The organism is Telluria aromaticivorans (genome assembly GCF_013003915.1).
In the GTDB taxonomy this organism is placed as follows: domain Bacteria; phylum Pseudomonadota; class Gammaproteobacteria; order Burkholderiales; family Burkholderiaceae_D; genus Telluria; species Telluria aromaticivorans.
Map to the genome: position 1 here is coordinate 319,866 of NZ_JABAIV010000002.1, position 18,592 is coordinate 338,457.

17 protein-coding genes, 1 tRNA gene and 1 pseudogene are annotated in these 18,592 nt (G+C 57.7%); 11 read left to right on the forward strand and 8 right to left on the reverse strand.

The annotated features are described in order from the left end of the window. Positions 1 to 82 precede the first annotated feature (82 nt). Positions 83 to 754 carry a RadC family protein gene (gene radC, locus HGB41_RS06915; protein ID WP_171082561.1) on the forward strand — a complete coding sequence of 224 codons (672 nt, stop codon included), beginning with the start codon at positions 83 to 85 and terminating at the stop codon, positions 752 to 754. Between the two features lie 27 nt (positions 755 to 781). On the opposite strand, the gene HGB41_RS06920 is transcribed toward radC, so the two are convergent. Continuing rightward, positions 782 to 976: a hypothetical protein gene (locus HGB41_RS06920; RefSeq protein WP_171082563.1), complete on the reverse strand. Its 195-nt coding sequence runs from the start codon at positions 974 to 976 to the stop codon at positions 782 to 784. Between the two features lie 333 nt (positions 977 to 1,309). Here HGB41_RS06920 and rpmB point away from each other — a divergent pair, with 333 nt between their 5' ends. Next, positions 1,310 to 1,546: a 50S ribosomal protein L28 gene (rpmB, locus tag HGB41_RS06925; RefSeq protein WP_171082564.1), complete on the forward strand. Its 237-nt coding sequence runs from the start codon at positions 1,310 to 1,312 to the stop codon at positions 1,544 to 1,546. 13 nt (positions 1,547 to 1,559) lie between these two features. Next, positions 1,560 to 1,727: a 50S ribosomal protein L33 gene (rpmG, locus tag HGB41_RS06930; RefSeq protein WP_005665735.1), complete on the forward strand. Its 168-nt coding sequence runs from the start codon at positions 1,560 to 1,562 to the stop codon at positions 1,725 to 1,727. A 266-nt stretch (positions 1,728 to 1,993) separates the two neighbouring features. Here rpmG and HGB41_RS06935 read toward each other — a convergent pair whose 3' ends face one another. From HGB41_RS06935 to HGB41_RS06955, 5 genes are all read right to left on the reverse strand, one after another. Beyond that, on the reverse strand, positions 1,994 to 3,208 hold the full coding sequence (locus tag HGB41_RS06935; RefSeq protein ID WP_171082565.1) for a DesA family fatty acid desaturase: 1,215 nt from the start codon (positions 3,206 to 3,208) through the stop codon (positions 1,994 to 1,996). 105 nt (positions 3,209 to 3,313) lie between these two features. Then, positions 3,314 to 4,621 carry a mechanosensitive ion channel family protein gene (locus HGB41_RS06940; protein ID WP_171082566.1) on the reverse strand — a complete coding sequence of 436 codons (1,308 nt, stop codon included), beginning with the start codon at positions 4,619 to 4,621 and terminating at the stop codon, positions 3,314 to 3,316. Positions 4,622 to 4,631: 10 nt separating this feature from the next. After that, positions 4,632 to 5,969 carry an RsmB/NOP family class I SAM-dependent RNA methyltransferase gene (locus HGB41_RS06945; protein WP_171082567.1) on the reverse strand — a complete coding sequence of 446 codons (1,338 nt, stop codon included), beginning with the start codon at positions 5,967 to 5,969 and terminating at the stop codon, positions 4,632 to 4,634. Positions 5,970 to 5,981: 12 nt separating this feature from the next. After that, positions 5,982 to 6,614 (reverse strand): phosphoribosylglycinamide formyltransferase, encoded by a 633-nt coding sequence (gene purN / locus HGB41_RS06950; RefSeq protein WP_171082568.1) that lies wholly within the window; start codon positions 6,612 to 6,614, stop codon positions 5,982 to 5,984. Between the two features lie 60 nt (positions 6,615 to 6,674). Then, positions 6,675 to 7,082: a barstar family protein gene (locus tag HGB41_RS06955; RefSeq protein ID WP_171083465.1), complete on the reverse strand. Its 408-nt coding sequence runs from the start codon at positions 7,080 to 7,082 to the stop codon at positions 6,675 to 6,677. A 393-nt stretch (positions 7,083 to 7,475) separates the two neighbouring features. Between HGB41_RS06955 and HGB41_RS06960 the strand changes: the two genes are divergently transcribed. From HGB41_RS06960 to HGB41_RS06985, 6 genes and pseudogenes are all read left to right on the forward strand, one after another. Next, positions 7,476 to 7,991: a glycine zipper 2TM domain-containing protein gene (locus HGB41_RS06960; RefSeq protein WP_171082569.1), complete on the forward strand. Its 516-nt coding sequence runs from the start codon at positions 7,476 to 7,478 to the stop codon at positions 7,989 to 7,991. Positions 7,992 to 8,098: 107 nt separating this feature from the next. Then, positions 8,099 to 8,881 carry a spermine/spermidine synthase domain-containing protein gene (locus HGB41_RS06965; protein ID WP_171082570.1) on the forward strand — a complete coding sequence of 261 codons (783 nt, stop codon included), beginning with the start codon at positions 8,099 to 8,101 and terminating at the stop codon, positions 8,879 to 8,881. Positions 8,882 to 8,904: 23 nt separating this feature from the next. Continuing rightward, complete coding sequence (tfpB, locus tag HGB41_RS06970; RefSeq protein ID WP_503827417.1) at positions 8,905 to 10,719, forward strand: type IV pilus assembly ATPase TfpB; 1,815 nt, start codon at positions 8,905 to 8,907, stop codon at positions 10,717 to 10,719. 57 nt (positions 10,720 to 10,776) lie between these two features. Then, positions 10,777 to 10,852 (forward strand) — tRNA-Lys (locus HGB41_RS06975). A 262-nt stretch (positions 10,853 to 11,114) separates the two neighbouring features. Continuing rightward, a pseudogene (locus HGB41_RS23955) lies at positions 11,115 to 11,255 on the forward strand (DUF2026 family protein); the annotation flags it as partial. A gap of 34 nt (positions 11,256 to 11,289) precedes the next feature. Continuing rightward, a complete protein-coding gene (locus HGB41_RS06985) occupies positions 11,290 to 12,231 on the forward strand; it encodes a hypothetical protein (protein WP_171082571.1) in 942 nt (313 codons plus the stop codon). A 389-nt stretch (positions 12,232 to 12,620) separates the two neighbouring features. Here the strand turns inward: HGB41_RS06985 and drt2 are convergent, their stop codons facing one another. Continuing rightward, the gene (gene drt2, locus HGB41_RS06990; protein WP_171082572.1) at positions 12,621 to 13,898 is read right to left on the reverse strand and encodes an antiviral reverse transcriptase Drt2; all 1,278 of its coding nucleotides are present in this window, start codon (positions 13,896 to 13,898) and stop codon (positions 12,621 to 12,623) included. A gap of 1,352 nt (positions 13,899 to 15,250) precedes the next feature. Between drt2 and HGB41_RS06995 the strand changes: the two genes are divergently transcribed. Beyond that, entirely contained in the window at positions 15,251 to 15,400 is a 150-nt protein-coding gene (locus tag HGB41_RS06995) for a plasmid related protein (RefSeq protein ID WP_171082573.1), read from the forward strand. 232 nt (positions 15,401 to 15,632) lie between these two features. After that, the gene (locus HGB41_RS07000; RefSeq protein ID WP_171082574.1) at positions 15,633 to 16,817 is read left to right on the forward strand and encodes a tyrosine-type recombinase/integrase; all 1,185 of its coding nucleotides are present in this window, start codon (positions 15,633 to 15,635) and stop codon (positions 16,815 to 16,817) included. Positions 16,818 to 16,878: 61 nt separating this feature from the next. Here the strand turns inward: HGB41_RS07000 and HGB41_RS07005 are convergent, their stop codons facing one another. Next, positions 16,879 to 18,582: a DUF927 domain-containing protein gene (locus HGB41_RS07005; protein WP_171082576.1), complete on the reverse strand. Its 1,704-nt coding sequence runs from the start codon at positions 18,580 to 18,582 to the stop codon at positions 16,879 to 16,881. Positions 18,583 to 18,592: the final 10 nt, after the last annotated feature.

Sequence of the window (18,592 nt, forward strand, 5' to 3'; positions counted from 1 at the left end):
GGCAATCCGCTATTTTACCGCTACTAAGCCACGGCCGGGCTCCCGCGCCGCAGGACGCTCTTTTTTATGGCAAGGATCAGACATGGGAATTTGTGACTGGCCGGAGCAGCAACGCCCGCGCGAACGCCTGATGAGCGCCGGCGCGGGCGCGCTCTCGGATACCGAACTGCTGGCGATCTTCCTGCGCGTCGGCGTGGCGGGAAAAAGCGCCGTGGCGCTGGCGCGCGACACCTTAGAGCATTTCGGCTCGCTGCACCGGCTGCTGCATGCGACTGCGGGCGAGTTCGGCGAGCTGCACGGCCTCGGCCCCGCCAAGTATGCCCAGCTGCAGGCGGCCGTCGAGCTGACGCGGCGCGCCGTGGCCGAGAATTTCGAGCGCACCGGAATGTGCTCGCCGGACGCAGTCAGGGAATACCTGCGCAGCCAGTTCGCGCTGCAGGCGCATGAGTCCTTCGTCGTGCTTTTCCTCGACGTCAAGAACCGGCTCATCAGTTATGAAGAAATGTTCCGCGGCACACTAACGCATACCAGCGTCTACCCGCGCGAGGTCGTCAAGGCCGCCCTGCGGCGCAATGCCGCGGCCGTCATCCTGGCGCACAACCATCCTTCCGGCGCACCGGAACCCAGCGAAGCGGACCTGCGCCTGACATCAAGCCTGGTCCAGGCGCTGGGGCTTGTGGATATCCGGGTGCTCGACCATTTCGTGGTGGCCGGCATACAGGTGCATTCGTTTGCCGAGCACGGACAGCTGTAAGGCTTACTTGCCGAGGACTTCTTCCACCTACTTCTTGTCGACAAATTCCGCATCGGCGCTCACCGCCTCATTGACCTGCTGGTTCGACATCAGTTCCATCATGGCGACTTCGCCCAGCGACTTGAATGCCGAGGCCATGCCTTGTCCACCGGCTGCCTGGATTGCCACGCGCGTCTGTGCGGCACAGTTGACGGTCAGCAGGCGGGTCACGAGGGCGCCCATCTGCTTGTTGGCGTCGATACGAGCGGTGTCGATGACAGCTTGGGGGCGCCGACTCTAGCATGCCTGTCTTGTGAGCAACGAGCTACGGGCTCAAGGATGAGAGTCGAAGGCGATCCGCAACAATGGCTGGCATGGATGCAAATACGACGCCGCCAGCTGTACGAACTGTCCGGGCGGGGCGTGAAAATCCCGCCATATCGAGCTCATCTACAATTGTTAAATTTATGTATCATCGAAAGTCACAATTGTTTTCTGCAAGTGATTGATTTGCTGTCTGTTTTCACGCTATACTCTCGTTTTTCCAGTCCTGGAACATTATTTAAGGAGTGCACTATGGCACGTGTCTGCCAAGTTACTGGCAAGGGCCCGATGGTTGGTAACAACGTCTCCCACGCTAACAACAAAACCAAGCGTCGCTTCCTGCCGAACCTGCAGAACCGTCGCATCTATGTGGAATCGGAAAACCGCTGGGTCTCCCTGCGTCTGTCCAACGCCGGTCTGCGCGTGATCGACAAGCTCGGCATCGATGCCGTGCTGACCGACATGCGTGCCCGTGGCGAAAAAGTTTAATTAGGGAGCTATCATGGCAAAAACTGGCCGCGACAAAATCAAGCTGGAATCGACCGCAGGTACCGGTCACTTCTACACCACCACCAAGAACAAGCGCACGATGCCGGCGAAAATGGAAATCACCAAATTCGACCCAAAAGCACGTAAGCACGTGATCTACAAGGAAACCAAGATCAAGTAATCGATCTTGCTTCTCCCGAAAAGCCGCCCGTTTCGACTGGCGGCTTTTTTATTTTTCCATCTGTAAAAATTTCTGCCCTGCCGGCCAGCGTTGGCATGACCGTAGGCTGGCCGGCTCCGCCGGCCGCGCTTTCAACTCACTGGCGCGCTGTGGCAGATGAATTCGGCGCCAGACTGCTCCGCACGCCAGGCCACAAACAGTGAGTATCCAGCGCACGTAAAAAAAGCTCCCGAAGGAGCTTTTTTGGTATGCAGTTTGAAGCTTGCTTATGCGTAGCTGCGCAGGCGCAGCGAGAACTCCTGCAGCGACTTGATGCCCGAGGCTTCGGCGCGTGCACACCAGTCCTGCAACTGCTGCAGCAGCTGGTCGCGGGTCGCATGCGAACGTTCCCAGATCGCGCCCAGTTCCACGCGCATCTGGTGCATCGTTTCCAGCGCCTTGCTGTGCTCGAACAGTTCGACCAGTTGCTGCTTCTGCGACGATTCCAGCTTGGCCGGCTCGCGCTGCATCAGCTTGCGCGAGCTCTTCAGGAAGCGCGTCTCCAGCTCGGCCTTGTGCTTCAGGTGCTCGAATTCCTCGCGGAAAGCATGGCGCACCGACAGGGCGTACTTCGCCATCACGTCGTAGCGGTTGGCGATCACCGACTGCAGGGTGTCGAGGTCGGCCACCAGCTTGTCCTTGGCGAACTCCGGCTTTGGCGCGACTTTCTTCACCTTGGCCAGGCGCAGGGTTTCCAGGATGCGGATATAGCCCCAGCCCAGGTCGAACTCGTACCACTTGCTCGACAATTTGGCCGAGGTGGCAAAGGTGTGGTGGTTGTTGTGCAGCTCTTCGCCACCGATCAGGATGCCGAACGGGATGATGTTGGTTGCCGCATCGCTGCAGTCGTAGTTGCGGTAGCCCCAGTAGTGGCCGATGCCGTTGATGATGCCGGCGGCAGTAATCGGGATCCACATCATCTGCACGGCCCAGACCGAAATGCCGACGATGCCGAACAGCGCAACGTTAATGAACAGCATCAGCACGACGCCCATGGCGCTGTGCCTGGTGTACAGGTTGCGCTCGATCCAGTCGTCCGGCGTACCGTGGCCATACTTCTCCATGGTTTCCTTGACCTTGCTCTCGGCACGGTACAGCTCGGCGCCCTCGAACAGCACCTTGCGGATGCCGCGGGTCTGTGGGCTGTGCGGGTCTTCCTCGGTATCGCATTTGGCGTGGTGCTTGCGGTGGATCGAGGCCCACTCCTTGGTCACCTGGCCAGTGGTCAGCCACAGCCAGAAGCGGAAGAAATGGCTCGGGATCGGGTGCAGGTCGAGCGCCCGGTGCGCCTGGTGGCGATGCAGGTAGATCGTCACAGCGGCGATCGTGATGTGCGTCAGCCCCAGCGTGGCGAAGAATACTTCCCAGCCGGTGAAGTCAAGCAGGCCGGTGGACATGAATTGCAGCACGGCTTGCACTGGTTCGCTACTAAAGAAATCCATTGAGTCTCCAAGAAGTTGCCTGGGCCACCTTGACGCGGCAGCCTGCAACCATGCATTTTACGCGGTTCTAATGACGCACGGCACGCGTGCGTGCCTTAATTCACCTTAAACCGGGGTGCGTGCCACAAGCGATGTTATATGCGCATCGAGTAAGCGGGTATCAATAGTCGGATGACCAAGTTTTATCGTCCCAGCCTTCACCAGGGCGTAAATTTTCTGGTTGACGTCCGAAATCGGACCGCCCTGCCCGTTCTCCGGATCGCCCAGCCAGAAGCCGACTTCCAGTTCGTAACCGTCCGCCGCGAAGGCATTGAGCAGCACGTTCGGGGCCGGATCTTCCAGCACGCGGGCGACGCCGCTCGGCTGTGCTTCCAGCAGCGGCATGACGACCGACAGGTCGCTGTCATAGGACACGGTCAGCCTGGTGGTGGCGCGCACGTTGCGGTTGAAGGCAGACTGGTTCAGCACCACGCCGGTGATCAGCATCTCGTTCGGCAACAGGGTCTGGGTGCCGTCCGCGCCGCGCAGCACGGTATAGCGCGTGTTGATGCGCGCCACCTTGCCCGAGTATTTGTCGATCGTGATCGGGTCGCCGATGGTCAGGCTGCGTTCCAGCAAAATGATGAAGCCGGACACGTAGTTACTCGCTATACGCTGCATGCCCAGGCCAAGGCCGACGCCGAGGGCGCCGCCAAACACCGACAGCACGGTCAGGTCTAGCCCCGCCAGCGACAGGCTGAACAGCACGGCAACGAGGATCAGCACGGCGCGGCTCATGCGCGCCAGCACCACCTTCAGCGAGCTGTGCATGCGGTCGACCCGCATCAGGCGCTCTTCCAGCGCGGCGCCGGCCCATAGCGCCAGCATCATCAGCACCACGATCGAGACGATGCCTTCGACCAGGTCGGACAACTTGATGCCGTTTTTACCCAAGGGCAGATAAGTACGCTCGAAGAAGCGCATTACATCCGGCAGCACGCCCGTGATATGCAGGGCCACGCCGAGCCAGACGACCAGTGCGAAGATCTTTTCGAAGGTTTTCAGCGCTTCGCCCAACTGGCCGCGCCGTGCAAAGATGCGGCGCAGCAAGTAGAAGAAGGTGCGGATGACTGCCAGCGAGGATGCCAGAGGCACCGCAACGTCGAGCAGGTGCACGCTCTGGTAGCCGGCCATGACAGCGCGGGTTGCCGCCAGCAGGCCGAGGGTCAAGAGCGGCCCCAGCACGCGGCCAAAGCTGCCCATGCCGACACCGATCAGGCCCGTGTGCTGGTGATTCTGCAGCCACGAGCGGTGGATCAGCCGCGCCAGGCCCCAGCCGGCGGCCACGCACAGGACGATCGCAAGCGCCTGCCACAGGATGGCAGGCTTGGGGATGTCGCCGAGCAGGTCGGCCAGCAGTTGCTGGAGCGGCATGCCCGCGGCCTCAGGCGTCGGTGCTACCGGATGCGTCCTCGGTAGCGTCGTCCGCGTCGGCGGCGGCCTTCTCTACTGGCTCCGCCTTGGCCTTGGCCTTGCGCTCCAGCACGGCAGCGAAGAAGCCGTCGGTCTGGTGCTTGTGCGGCAGCATTTTGAGGTAATCGCCCATCTCGAGCGGGATCTTCTGCTCGGCCAGGACTTTGCTCATCGGGACCAGCTCGAAGTCCGGATGCGTGCCCAGGAATTGCTCGACGATGAAGTCGTTCTCTTCATTCAGGAGGCTGCAGGTGGCATACACCAGGCGGCCGCCGCCCTTGAGCAGGCGCGCCGCGCCGTCCAGGATCGCGGCCTGCTTTTCCTGCATCTCGCCGATGGCTTCAGGGCGCTGGCGCCACTTCACGTCCGGATTGCGGCGCAGGGTGCCCATGCCGCTGCACGGTGCGTCGACCAGCACGCGGTCGATCTTGCCGGCCAGGCGCTTGATCTTGGCATCGCGCTCGTGCGCGATCAGCACCGGATGCACGTTCGACAGGCCGCTGCGCGCCATGCGCGGCTTCAGCTTGGCCAGGCGTTTTTCGGATACGTCGAAGGCATACAGGCGGCCGGTATTGCGCATGGTGGCGCCCAGTGCCAGCGTCTTGCCGCCGGCGCCGGCGCAGAAGTCGACCACCATCTCGCCGCGGCGCGCGCCGACGATCTGGGACAGCACCTGGCTGCCCTCGTCCTGTACTTCGATGGCGCCGTCCTTGAACAGCGGCAGGTTCTGCAGCGCAGGTTTTTTCAGCACGCGCAGGCCCAGCGGAGCGTAAGGCATCGGCTCGGCGGCGATCGGCGCCTTGGCCAGTTCGGCCATCACGTCGTCGCGGTTGGACTTGATCGAATTCACACGCAGGTCGAGCGGCGCCGGGGTATTCAGCGCAGCGGCCAGTTCCAGTGTTTCCTTCTCGCCGTATTGGGCGACGAACTTGTCGTACAGCCAGGTCGGCAGGTTGGCCTGCATCTGTGGCGGCAGCAGGGTACGGTCGACTTCCTTGATGCGGGTGAGGAAATGGGTCTCGTCCTCGCTCAGGCCGCCGAGGGCGTCGATGCCCGCGGTTTCAGCCAGGCCCAGCAGGGCCAGCTTGCGCATCGACGGCGTGTTGCCGGCGCCGGCGAAATCGGTGAAGAAGGATTTATTGCGCAGCACCGCATAGACTGCTTCGGCGATGACGCCGCGCTCGCGGCCACCGAAACGCGGGTGGTCCTTGAAGTAACGCGACAGGGTAACGTCGGCCGGCGACATAAAGCGCAGGACCTCGCGCAATACCTCTTCCGTATTGCCGAGGATTGCTGGTGGCAATCTCATGAATTTCCTTAGTTAAATGCTTGTGGTTTCGGCGGGCGCAGCATTCGTGATGCGCACTTCGCCGTCTGTAATACTGAGCCTGTCTTCAACGAACAGGCGCACCGCATGGGGATACAACTTGTGTTCCTCGACGAGAACGCGGGCAGACAGCGTGTCTTCGGTGTCGTCCGGCAGCACCGGCACGCGTGCCTGCGCCACCACCGGGCCATGATCGAGCTCGGCCGTGACGAAATGGACGGTCGCGCCATGCTCGGTTTCACCGGCATCGAGTGCCTGCTGGTGCGTGCCCAGCCCCGGGAACAGCGGCAGCAGCGACGGATGGATGTTCAGCATGCGCCCTTCGTAATGCGCCACGAAAGGCGCTGTCAGGATGCGCATGAAGCCGGCGAGCACCACGAGGTCGGGGGCAAAGCGATCGATCGATTCCTGCAAGGCCGCGTCGAACTCGGCCCGGCTGGAAAAGTCCTTGTTGGCCACGACGGCTGTCGGGATGCCGCGGGCCTTGGCAAATTCCAGGCCTTTTGCTTCCGGTTTGTTGCTGATGACCGCTGCGATACGGGCCGGCCATCCTTCGTTTTCGGCTGCACGTACGACCGCTTCCATGTTGCTGCCGCGGCCGGAAATGAGGATCACAATATTTTTCATACCCCGCATTGTACCGTAAGGCACGGGGGCAACCCCGGGAACCGGGGGAGGCTTCGGTTCTTACGCCGGAATGGCGAAAGAGTAAAATACTCTAAATGGGACCTTCTTTTCGGCCCAGAACTCGGCCGCGTCGCGGAAGACGTCGAGCAGGTTCTCGCGTGCTTCCTTGTCGAATTTCTGGGCGCTCGGCAGTTGTTCCAGCACCACAAGAAAGCCTGGCTGAGGGCCGGCTTCGGCCACGGTCTCTGTCAGGCAGCGGCGCAGCGCGTCGAAATTCTTGCTGCAAGGTTTGGGGAAATAAAAGTTTTCGCCGATGCGGGAGCAGACCTGTTGCTTGGTCAAGGTATTGGCGCAATGCGCATACAGGAAGTGCTGACCCAGGCGCGCAGCCTCCTGCTGCAGCTCGGCCACGCGGAAGGCGCGGATCGATTGCACAAGATTGGGCGGCACTCTCATCAACAAACTCATTTTGTCCTCAAATTGACCATGTGGGTAGCACGTATTCGCCAAAGCGCCACGCCGCGACGGTTGGCATACGTCGCTGTTCTCTCCTGCTTTCGTTTCCAAACGCCAATAAAAGTCCCTGATTTGTGTAAGGGTAACGTTTTGTGGTATTGGAAGCAACCCAAATGTGATTCCAGGAATCGACTTTGTAAGAATTGGTAGGAGCAAATACGGGGCTTCCGGGCTCTCTGCACGAGCCCTGTCATTCTGGCGATAAGCAGAAATGCCTCGCACCCCTGTTACATTTTGTTGCCACGCGGATCCGGTGCACCCTGCCAGCGGGATTACCATATGAAGTATGAAAGTCCAGGGGATGTTCTCCCTCCGGACTCCTTGATTCCCACTATGAGGTAGAACATGAACATCCAAGCCAAACTGATGATTGCCGCCATGGGTTTTGCCGCTCTGCCGCTGGCCCAGGCCCAGGGCACCGACTTCGAAGACTTCGGCCGCGTGGTGCGGGTGCAGCCGCGCGTGGAACAGATCCGCATGCCGCGCCAGGAATGCCGCACCGATTACGTGCAGGTGCCGGTCCAGCAGGAACGCGGCGCCGGAGGCGGTATCGTCGGCGGTATCGTCGGCGGCTTGCTGGGTAACCAGGTCGGCAGCGGCAGCGGCCGCGTAGCCGCCACGGCGGCGGGCGCCATCGCTGGCGCCATGGTCGGCGACCGTGCGGAAAATAATAACCGGCCGCAAGGCGTGCAGGAACAGGCCGTGCGCCAGTGCCGCAACGTCGATGCGTACGAATCGCGCACCGCCGGCTACGACGTAACCTACGAATACCGTGGCCAGTCCTACACCACGCTGATGAACCGCGATCCGGGCAACCGCGTGCGCCTGCGCGTGTCGGTCCAGCCGATCGACGGATATTGATCCGCTGCCGGCGCCGCTGCCGGCACTGATTGGCAGCACCGGGGCTAACGTGCTTGCGCTGCGGGAACCCCTCCCCCGATAATAGGGCGATTCAACCAGGTCGCCCTATGCTCATCAAACGCAAATCCATCGAACAGGCCGAATCCTCGCGCCGCCCCACGCGCAAGCCCAAGTTCGCCCCCGTCACCTTGTCCGAACAGGACGGCGTCCGCTACCTGCACTTCGGCACCGAATGGGTGCAAGGCGCGATGCGCCTGCGCAAACCAGACTGGCCGGAGCTCGAGTACGCCCAGCAGATGATGGCCTGGATGCTGTTCATCGAATCGCCGCGCGCCATCGCCCAATTGGGACTCGGTGCTGGTACCTTGACCAAATTCTGCTATCGCCAGTTCCCGCAAGCGAGCGTCACCGCCGTCGAGCTCAATGAATCGGTGATCGGCATCTGCGCATCGATGTTCAAGCTACCCGAGAACGACGAACGGCTGGCGGTGTTGACGGCCGACGCCATGGACTTCGTGCACGACCCAAGCAACCATGGCGCTTTCGATGTCCTGCAATGCGACCTGTATGACGCAACGGCGCGCGGGCCGGTGCTGGATACTCCAGAGTTCTACCAGGCCTGCAACGACTGCCTGGTTGAGGGTGGCATCATGACGGTCAACCTGTTCGGCGACCACCCGAGTTTTGCCAAGAATCTAAAAGCCATGAAGTTCGCCTTCGACCATGTGATCTGCCTGCCGGAAGTCCATGACGGCAATGTCGTGGCGCTGTGCTTCCGCGACCGGCCGCAACTCGATAAAGAAGTATTGGCTGCCCGGGCCGCGCAGATCGTAGCCGCCACCAAGTTGCCGGCCAAGTCCTGGGTCAAGGGCATCTTCGCCGCCGACTGAACGTTTACTGCCGGGAGCCGAACGTGAACACGCATGCCGTCCCATCGACCGCCAAGCCGCCGCGCCTGCGCGCGCTCGACCTGCAATCGATCTTCTCCTGGCTGCTGGCTGACGGCATCGTCACCAAGGAAGCGGTCAAGGCGCAATTCGCCCAGGCCCAGGGCATCCTGAAGAATGCGGTCGGCTCCATGCATCCGCTTACGGCCGTGGCCCAGTGCAAGCTGGTGTCCGCGCAACCGCCGCACCGGCTGCTGACCCTGGACGTGCTGACCGAATGGTGCGCGACCAAGGTCGGCCTGCCCTTCATCCGTATCGATCCTTTAAAGATCGACTTCACCAAGGTGGCGGACGTGATGTCCGCCAGCTATGCGGCGCGCTTCAATATCCTGCCGGTGGAAATGACCGGGTCAACGTTGGTTGTGGCGACAGCCGACCCGGCGAATATCGAGTGGGAAGCGGAGATCGCCAAGGTCTCGCGCCGCAAGATCGAACTGGTGCTGGCCAGCCCGCTCGATATCGCCCAGTACATCTCGCAGTTCTTCAGCCTGGCCAAGACGATCCGCGATGCCAACCGCCACACCGGGCAGGACCTGGCGATGCGGAACAACTTCGAACAGCTGGTCGAACTGGGGAAATCGAACAAGCAGTTCGATGCGAATGACCAGCACATCGTCAACATCGTCGACTGGTTATGGAGTTATGCCTTCGAGCAGCGGGCCTCGGATATCCATCTGGAGCCAAAGCGCGAAATGGCGGTGATCCGTTTTCGCATCGACGGCGTGCTGCACCAGGTCTACCAGGTGCCCGCAGTCGTCATGATTGCGATGACGGCGCGGATCAAGCTGCTGGGACGGATGGACGTCATCGAAAAACGCCGTCCGCAGGATGGCCGCATCAAGACGCGTACCGCTGGCGGCCAGGAAGTCGAATTGCGCTTATCGACGCTGCCGACGGCATTTGGCGAAAAGCTGGTGATGCGTATTTTCGATCCGGAGGTGGTAGTCAAGACCCTGCCGGAGCTGGGATTCCCGCCTGAAGATGCGCAGCGCTGGGATGCGCTGACCAGCCGCCCGCACGGGATCATCCTTGTCACGGGGCCAACCGGGTCGGGCAAGACCACTACCTTGTATACAACGCTCAAGGCGCTGGCCACAAGTGAGGTGAATGTCTGCACGGTCGAAGATCCGATCGAGATGGTCGAGGCAGCGTTTAACCAGATGCAGGTACAGCCGGGGATCGACTTGTCTTTTGCGGATGGCGTGCGTGCGTTGATGCGGCAGGATCCTGACATCATCATGGTCGGCGAGATTCGCGATTTGCAGACGGCCGAGATGGCGATCCAGGCGGCGCTGACCGGGCACCTGGTGTTCTCGACACTGCATACGAATGATGCGCCGGCGGCTGTGGTGCGTTTGCTGGAGCTGGGAGTGCCGGATTATCTGCTGGAAGCGACGCTGATTGGCGTGATGGCGCAGCGGCTTGTGCGCACGCTCTGCCCTGATTGCAAGGCGCCGGGCGGCGAGATCAGCGACGAAGTGTGGCAGAGCATTGGTGGGGCCTGGAATATTCCGAAGCCTGCCGTTGTGTATCGGCCGATCGGCTGTCCAGAATGCCGCCAGACCGGGTACCGGGGCAGGATTGGTATCTATGAATTGCTGACGGTCAGCGAAGGGTTCGCGCACATCGTTCGGGAGTCGGGCGATATCCAGAAGCTGCGCCAGCAAAGCGTGGCGGATGGGATGAAACCGCTGCGGATCGCGGGGGCGATGAAGGTGGTCGAGGGCGTCACGACTGTGGACGAGGTGTTGAAGGTGACTGCGGCGCTGGCATCAGCGTGAGTTGCACAATGGACACTAGCGCAAACCGGAACACCCGGCTATAATGCTGCCTCTTTCGGGTCGTTAGCTCAGCTGGTAGAGCAGCGGACTTTTAATCCGTTGGTCGCAGGTTCGAATCCCGCACGGCCTACCACGAATTACCAAGAAGCCCACGAATTCACGTTCGTGGGCTTTTTGCGTTCTGGTCGCTCTCTGGTCGCTTCGGAAAGCGTGCAGCCTCGTTTGGCCCTCAGCATCAACAGCGACTTTCTCTGACTACGCAAGTCGAAACCGACTTCAACACGTGAACGATAGTGCACTTTTGTTGGACAACCTCTGGTCACAAGGGGTCCGGCAATCCAATCGACATTTCCCCGCTTCGTCAACTGTGACCACAGCCATTCAATCGCGTCCAATTAGGCGATATTATTAATATTGCGTACAATTGGCATCGTCCAGTTCCTCATAAAATGGCCCCATCCATAACGATTAGCGATAATTACGGAAAGATCGAAACGACCAATCTCACTAGACGCGAGTTAGTCGGGAAATGGTGATTTTTAAACGTCTATTTACGTGGAGACAAACACAATGGAACACCCCGAAGCGGATAAGCGGTTAAACATAGAAGAATTTTTTGGGCAAGCACGGTTTGACATTGAACATGCATTGAGCATGTATGCATTGAGCTATTGCACAATTCCCGCTGAAGCGATATATGACAAAGATGCTCTGGCGCCTTTCATGAGCGTTATAGAAAAATGTCATATCTATCTCATTGGATATACTCCAATAATTGAACTTACCAGCGTCGAACAGAAAGAAAGTACCCTAGAGCTTAAATTCGAAGTTCTAGGAAAACAGTACAGCATTTCTTATCCTATACCAGCCGGTTTTTCGCTAAAAACAGATGAGAACCGGTCTTATTTGCAAAATAGTGCTGGCGAAAAGATATGGCCGAAAGATGACGACATCCAGCAGAAGGTTAGTGCAGAGTCAAAGGATATTCTCTTCGAGGTTAAATATGTGGGACAGGCTTACGGCCAGGATGGATCACGGAATGCTATCGACCGCCTACTTAAGCACGAGACACTCCAGAAAATTTCGTTAAAAGGCGTGCCGAAAGGTTATAAAATAACCTTACTACTCTTGGCGGTTCAGCCAAATAATCAGATTATCACTTCCATGAATCCATTTGCTAAAACGCAAGAGGATGGTGCAGCGAGAATCGAGTCCGGCTTGACAAAATTGTTTAACACGACTGAGGCCGAACGTATTTCTTTGTATGAGGCCGCACTGATTCGATATTTCTATCCTGAGTTCAATAGGGAATTCAAAGATAGTTTCCCATCAACAAACCTAAAAATCCTTCAGGATTGTTACAAGAAAGATTTTTGCTCAATAATTGCTGAAATATGTTTTGATGAACTTCCATTTCAGCTATGGTCAAATTCAATCGACCCTTCGCTGTACCATGCAGCGAAATTCGATATACATAAGGATGAAGATCGAAGGATGTTCTTTGGATTATGATGTATTCTAAGTGTGCAAAACATTTTCGCGCACCTCGAAATCGAAATTCTTCTGATTAGCCTAGTGTAGACAGCCCCCTCGCACGAAAATTAGGGCACTTCGAGGAGCCTCGCGAATGCGCTGAATGGGGGGGCAGTCATCTATCCAAGCCTTCCCCCGACGTTCCCTGACTATAACCGCTACAGGGCACTTGTAGAGAAACGCTATAGGCTGGGAAGAACGTCGTTCGTCTTCCAGATTTGCTAACGCTCACGCTCGGCCATGCTAGTGATCCGATTGAACAGCGCCACTGTACTGCTTCAGCACCGCCAAGTCGGAGCGGATTGAATAAAATCTGTACATCCGACAGTGATTGGGGTCCAACCGCTAAAGCGGAAGCAATAAGTACATCACCGCATTAATTCTTTCTGGAACCTCTTCCACAATGGGCGCAATTGTTTCCTTATTTCCTTGGAATCCAGATATTGTGCAGCTCTATATCCATAGCTAATGAAATTACGTCGACCGAAATAAGTGTACTTCCTCAACAAGCTCTTCATAAATAAGGGCCGCGGCTCCCCTCCTCGATCGATTCGCAGTTGATTCCTCTTGCGCATCGTCGCCTTGGCTAATTTTACTCCACGACGGAGGCGATCTGAGTATCGTGCCAAAGACGCAGACCGTAACAGCACGCGCTGCCCATCAAATAAGAAGCCTAAATATTGGAGTGGCTTTTCTGAGCGCAAACAACCGTTAATTGTTTGAAAGTGCCTTCGCTCAGTTTTCGAAGGCTGGATTCCCAGCTTAATACCTGATATATAATCGGTAGCGAATTTTTCGCAATTCGACGCCTCATTAGGCGGAACTATAAATAACATATCATCACAATAGCGGAAATATTTCCCGCCAACACTTCCTACATAACGCGCAATTCGCTCATCAAACTCAAGCATGTAAATATTCGACAAGAGAGCGCTTATTGATGATCCTTGAGGTATGCCCTTTACATCACTGTGTTTGCGTATGATTTTGGCCGAACGAATCTTTTCGCGGAAATCCTCAGGACTGCACAGCCTGAGACCAGCAGCGCGTTGATTGTGCTTAGAAAGTCCAAGGATGTCCAAAGTGGCATCCAGGTTCACCATCGAATAACGGGTCAACGCGCGAAATACCGCGTAGTGATCATGCGGCAGAACGTTCATACCGAGAACGGAAGCCCACTGGGACTTGAGGATTGCGTGATCAAGATTATCAAAGAACCCCTTGATATCCAATCCTAGAACATGGCATTCACTGTGTTCCGCAATAGAAGAAAATGCCTCCGCAGCAAAATTTATATTGCTTTTGCCCAAGGTACGGAACGCCAATACATTAGTATTTAGCCCTCGCTTATTGAGTTCGCCCTCATACTTCGAGGTTAGAAGATGGCAATAATAGGAAAATATGTGGCTGTCTATGTGCGATGCATACGCCACTTTGCGGGGCTTTGATTTGCGTACTAACCTTCGTAAGTCATCACACCACTTCACTTTAGAAGTGACAATGTCAAAATCAATGAAGGGAAGGAAACCGCGTTTAGCAACCCGCTGGGGGTCGGTCACAATTTTTGATGCAGTTAAACAAGAAACAGGACGATCGAAATGGGTGTACCCACGCCTGCGAAACCAAGGTTCCTTTTTGGATAGCATTCTGATTCCAGTCTAGCAAACCGAGAGAGCGAAGATGGCGGCAATCTGAAAACCGCTCTCCCGGATAGACCAAGTAATCCTCTTACCTTTACACCCGTAGGGGCCAAACCGCGTATGTTAGAAATGTCGTACCATGCTCACATGCAACTGGAGGTGTCCTTGCGGAATCCCGTCGTCACTCTGTTATCACTTGTCCTGGCTTGGCTGCAGCTGGGCGAAGTTGACAACTTGTAACACTCCTCCATGTCAATACATGGAGCAGTGTTACTATAGCACTATTTCCCAAACAATACTCATGTCATCTCACCATCAGGTAGTGATGTTGCTGGAATGTAGCACATCAGCATCACCATGAACTAGTCGGCTTTAAGCTAGATCTCGTTTTAGAATGCGCAAGCCTGTCGTAACTATACAAGATAGCTGCACGGAGATCGTAACTTTCCTCGTGCCTGTGTGCAAGCCGTGCAGAGCGCACTGAGTCGGTTTTGAGTTGCCGATCGCTATTGAACGGGTGTGCAACATGTGCAACGTGTGCAACATCGTCGCGTACATGGACATTGAAAATCGTCGACCTAGTAGGGTATAGATGAGCCGATTTACAGGCAAATTGGTCCACTTCGACAAGCTTAGCGAATGCGCTGAGTGGGGGGCAGTCATCTATCCAACCTTTCCCCGGACTTTCCCCAGCTATAACTGCTATAAGCGCTAGTCGATATTGGACCTCAAAGCACCTAGTTTGATGCTTCACTGTGGCGAAAGTACAAATATGCCAAGCCGATCGGTCCAACGGAAATGGCGAAACTCCAGCGCATCACCACCGTCATCAACTTCACAGCAAGCATAAGCAGCGCGTTTGCGAGAAAAGTTTGTCGCACGATGAAGTCCATGACGCTTAGCATCACGAAGATGAATATCGGCGCGCCATTCCGAAGATGAAGTGACGGAAATGGTAAAGAGCGGACAATCCGCCAAACGTCTTGGCGATTACACGGGCGCATCGGATCCGCATTGTCGTGATTAAGTGCCCGAGCGTACGGTAGGCCCGCCCGCCCTGCTACCGGCCCTCACAAATCTCAGTCAACGCCACCCCGGCGTTTAGGCAGGTGCAGCAGACGGCAACGCTGGCCCCTACCAAATCTCGCAATCTCCCTCAACCAGTGTGCAAGGTGTGCAGGCCAGCTCTGTACGCCCTGCACAGTCACGTCAACAGACCATGAAAACCAAGAAGACAAACGCGCCCTTTTCCCCTTGGCGATAGCCACATCGCCAAGGGCGCACAACCCGCGGTAGGCGGTCTTGTCGTCAGCCCGACAACATTACTGGACCGGTATGTTACCGGTGACTGATCAAGCTTGGCGGAAGACATCAGGGCGGATCAAGCTGCCATTCATGATGGCGGTCAAATGCTTTCCTCTTACCGCATCGCGCCCACCGTCCCCCTTTGGCTCATCAACGAGGCTAACCGCGCCAGCACGACGATCCTGCTGCCCGACAAATACTGACTCCTGCGGGTTTCGCCGAATCGCACTGGTCTGCCGCCACCACGACCGGAAATGGACCGGAGACCGCAACAGCAGCCGAGCTGAGATAGGACACCGTGCGATGACACAAGCGTAGCAACCACCATCTGACCGTGAGCGTCGACGCTGTGCGCCGCTCCACGGATTCGAACTTCCCGGAACGCTTTCCACGGTCCGATCAACCCACCAACCCACCATCAAGGACAGTCAATGCATGAACAGACAATTTCGCTTCAACAAAAAACTCATCGATGCACTCCCTCCCCACCCAGGCGACGCCAAGGCGAAGGAGAGCGAGTATTCCGATACGGAGGTTGCCGGACTGCGTATCATCGTCAATCGCCGTGGCCGCAAGTATTTCCTTTTTCGCTATTCATTTCGCGGTGCCAAGCGCAGCATGAAGCTGGGAGATTATCCGCAGATGGACGTGGCGGATGCCAGACACCGCACGCTGGACTATCGCGCCCAGATCGCTACCGGAACTGACCCACAGGCGGCGGCAACGGTCGCGTCGTCATCACAGTTAACGCTTCGCACTTTCGTGACCGACGACTATCTACCGCACGCGTATGCCACCAAGCGCAGCGCCAAGGACGACGAAAGCAGGCTCCGCAACATCCTGCCCGAATTCGGCGACCTTCCGCTTGGCCAAATCAGCAGCCATTCGATCCAGCAATTCCATGACCGCTTACGTTTGCAGAAGTGTGCAGCCACCGCTAACCGCCACCTCGCCTTGCTCAAGCGATGCTTCAACCTGGCCATCATCTGGGGCAAGCTGGTTGGGGCCAACCCGGTCCGTGGAATACGAATGCATCAGGAAAACAACCAGCGTCAGCGCTACCTATCCGGCGACGAACTCCGTTCATTTCTGAACGCCCTGGACGAGGAAGCGAGCCGCCCGCTTGCTGACGCGCTGCGCTTCCTGCTCATGACCGGCGCACGCCGTAACGAGGTACTGCTGGCCCGGTGGGACGCAATCGACATCGACAAGCGGCAGTGGTTCCTGCCGAACACGAAGAGCGGCAAGAGCAGGTTTGTCTTGCTCAACGATGGCGCGATCGAGCTGCTTCGCCAGCGCGATCGGCAGGCTGGGAATGTTTATGTGTTCCCCGGCAAAAACGCGGGGGAAGCCATCTGCAACCCGTACAAGGGCTTCAGGCGCGTCCTGAAACGTGCAGGGATCAGCGATCTACGGATTCATGACCTGCGGCACAGCTTCGCCAGCCTCGCGATCAACAACGGGGCCACACTCTACGAAGTGCAGCACTTGCTGGGCCACTCCGACAGCAAGACCTCGCAACGGTACGCCCACATGGCCTCGGACAACCTGCGCAAGGCCAGTGCGCATGTGTCTGCCGTAATCGCCAAGGCCCAGCCAAAAGCAATACCGGTGGCGTAAACGAAGAATCGCTCAAGGGTCACTTGAGCGATTTTTTTTCGTGGGGGGGGGAGGAAGCAGACTAGGCCGCAATGCAGTCCAGATCAGGCCAGATCCGTTTGGTAAGGATCGCATAGCCGCGCACGCGGTTATTGCAGAACCGACATACACGCCGTCCCGGCTGCTCGATCTTGAGGGCATTCAAACCCGCCAAGTCATTGAGCATGCGCGTTGCTTCACCTTCACCGCCGAACTCCCGGTTAAACACATCGACCGGGATGACCGTAATGTCGTCGGCCACAAACGCGACCGCCTCGCAGTCAAGCTCGGGCTTACCCATCTGAATGTCCGCCGTGTTTTCATCAAGGAATTGGCGAACGCGGTCCAACGCCCGCGACCGTGCGCCCCACCACAGGGAAACGACCAACTTGATTGCCGCATCAATCTTGTCCAGCGCGTCTTCATCGAAGACACCGGCCATGACCGCGATCCGACCGGCCACAACTGCGCCCGCGAAGCGCTTGACCACCCGACGCTCGCCAGGCCCGCAGTCCGGCGGCAGCAGTTCGTTCTCGATATCCGGCGCCATCGCCAACAAGTCGTTCACCACGTCCGGGTTATCGCAGCAGTACTGGATGATGGCTTCCCCTGCCGTACCGTACTGCTCGCCACATGCGCGCTTGAGATGACTGGTCGCGGCGTTGAACGAGTCGAACGAACTGAAGCAGTTCAGCACGCCAACATCACCGATTGGAATATCGATAGCCCGGTCCGACTGACCGCCATGCATGGGCTTCCCACTGGCCGCGATAGTATCGGCAATCGACACTTCGGCCGACACAATAACGTTCGACTGCCAGCGCTCGCGTGCCGCCGCCTCACCGGTCGAAGTCATGCGATGCTTGCCTTCGCCCGAAGCCATCATGTAGCACGCCTGATAGACAATCGACGCACTGCCCTCGGTCAATTCATCGAGCAGCACCGGCAAGGGGCTGTACCTGCCCAAGAGCACCTCGAAGCCATTGAGGGTGCCGTTGAATCGGGCGATATACGCGACATCCTGCACCTGCGCACCCTGCGCTGGATCAACCGCATTTCCAAAGATGCTGGCGGCGCATTGTTGCACGAGGGTCTTGCCAAGTCCCTTCGGCCCACAGAGATTATAGAGACTCGAACTGAGACCAAGACGGTCCAGGAAAGGGCTGCCGATCGAAATACAGGTCATCGCCAACATGATCGGGTTCGCGACAATGAGCGTACCGATCTGCGTGCGCCAGCCCTCCGGCGTCCCGCGCGATTGCATTGCACTGTCGCGGGAACACTCGACCCAAAAGCTGTCCACATCGATGCCGCTGCTGGCGATCAGCTTCTTCCCGGTGAAGAATGCGCGATGGCCGGCGACCCAGCGTGGACTCTTCACCAGCTCGCGTGCTGCGAGCTTGCCCGCAGTCACCGCCGACGCGAGCAGGTACTTCGACGCATGCTGTGCATGACAGACGACAATACCGCGCGCGCCGAGGATTTCGCAGATTGCCTTGGGATTGGACAGCTTCGCCATTTCGACCCTCACCATGCAGGGCTTCGCCCCCTTGACGAACGGTGAAATTGCAATTGCGCAGGTGGTGGTGTTGGTCGCAGGATCGAACACGAACCCTTCCACGTAAGCTTCGCCCATCATGACGGTCAGGTAACGATCCTTACCTTCATCGAACTGGACCGAACCATTCTGGGTAATATAGTTGCCGACCTTGCCGGTGGCCGCGGTCGAAATGCTGGGCTTATTCATACTCTCTTCC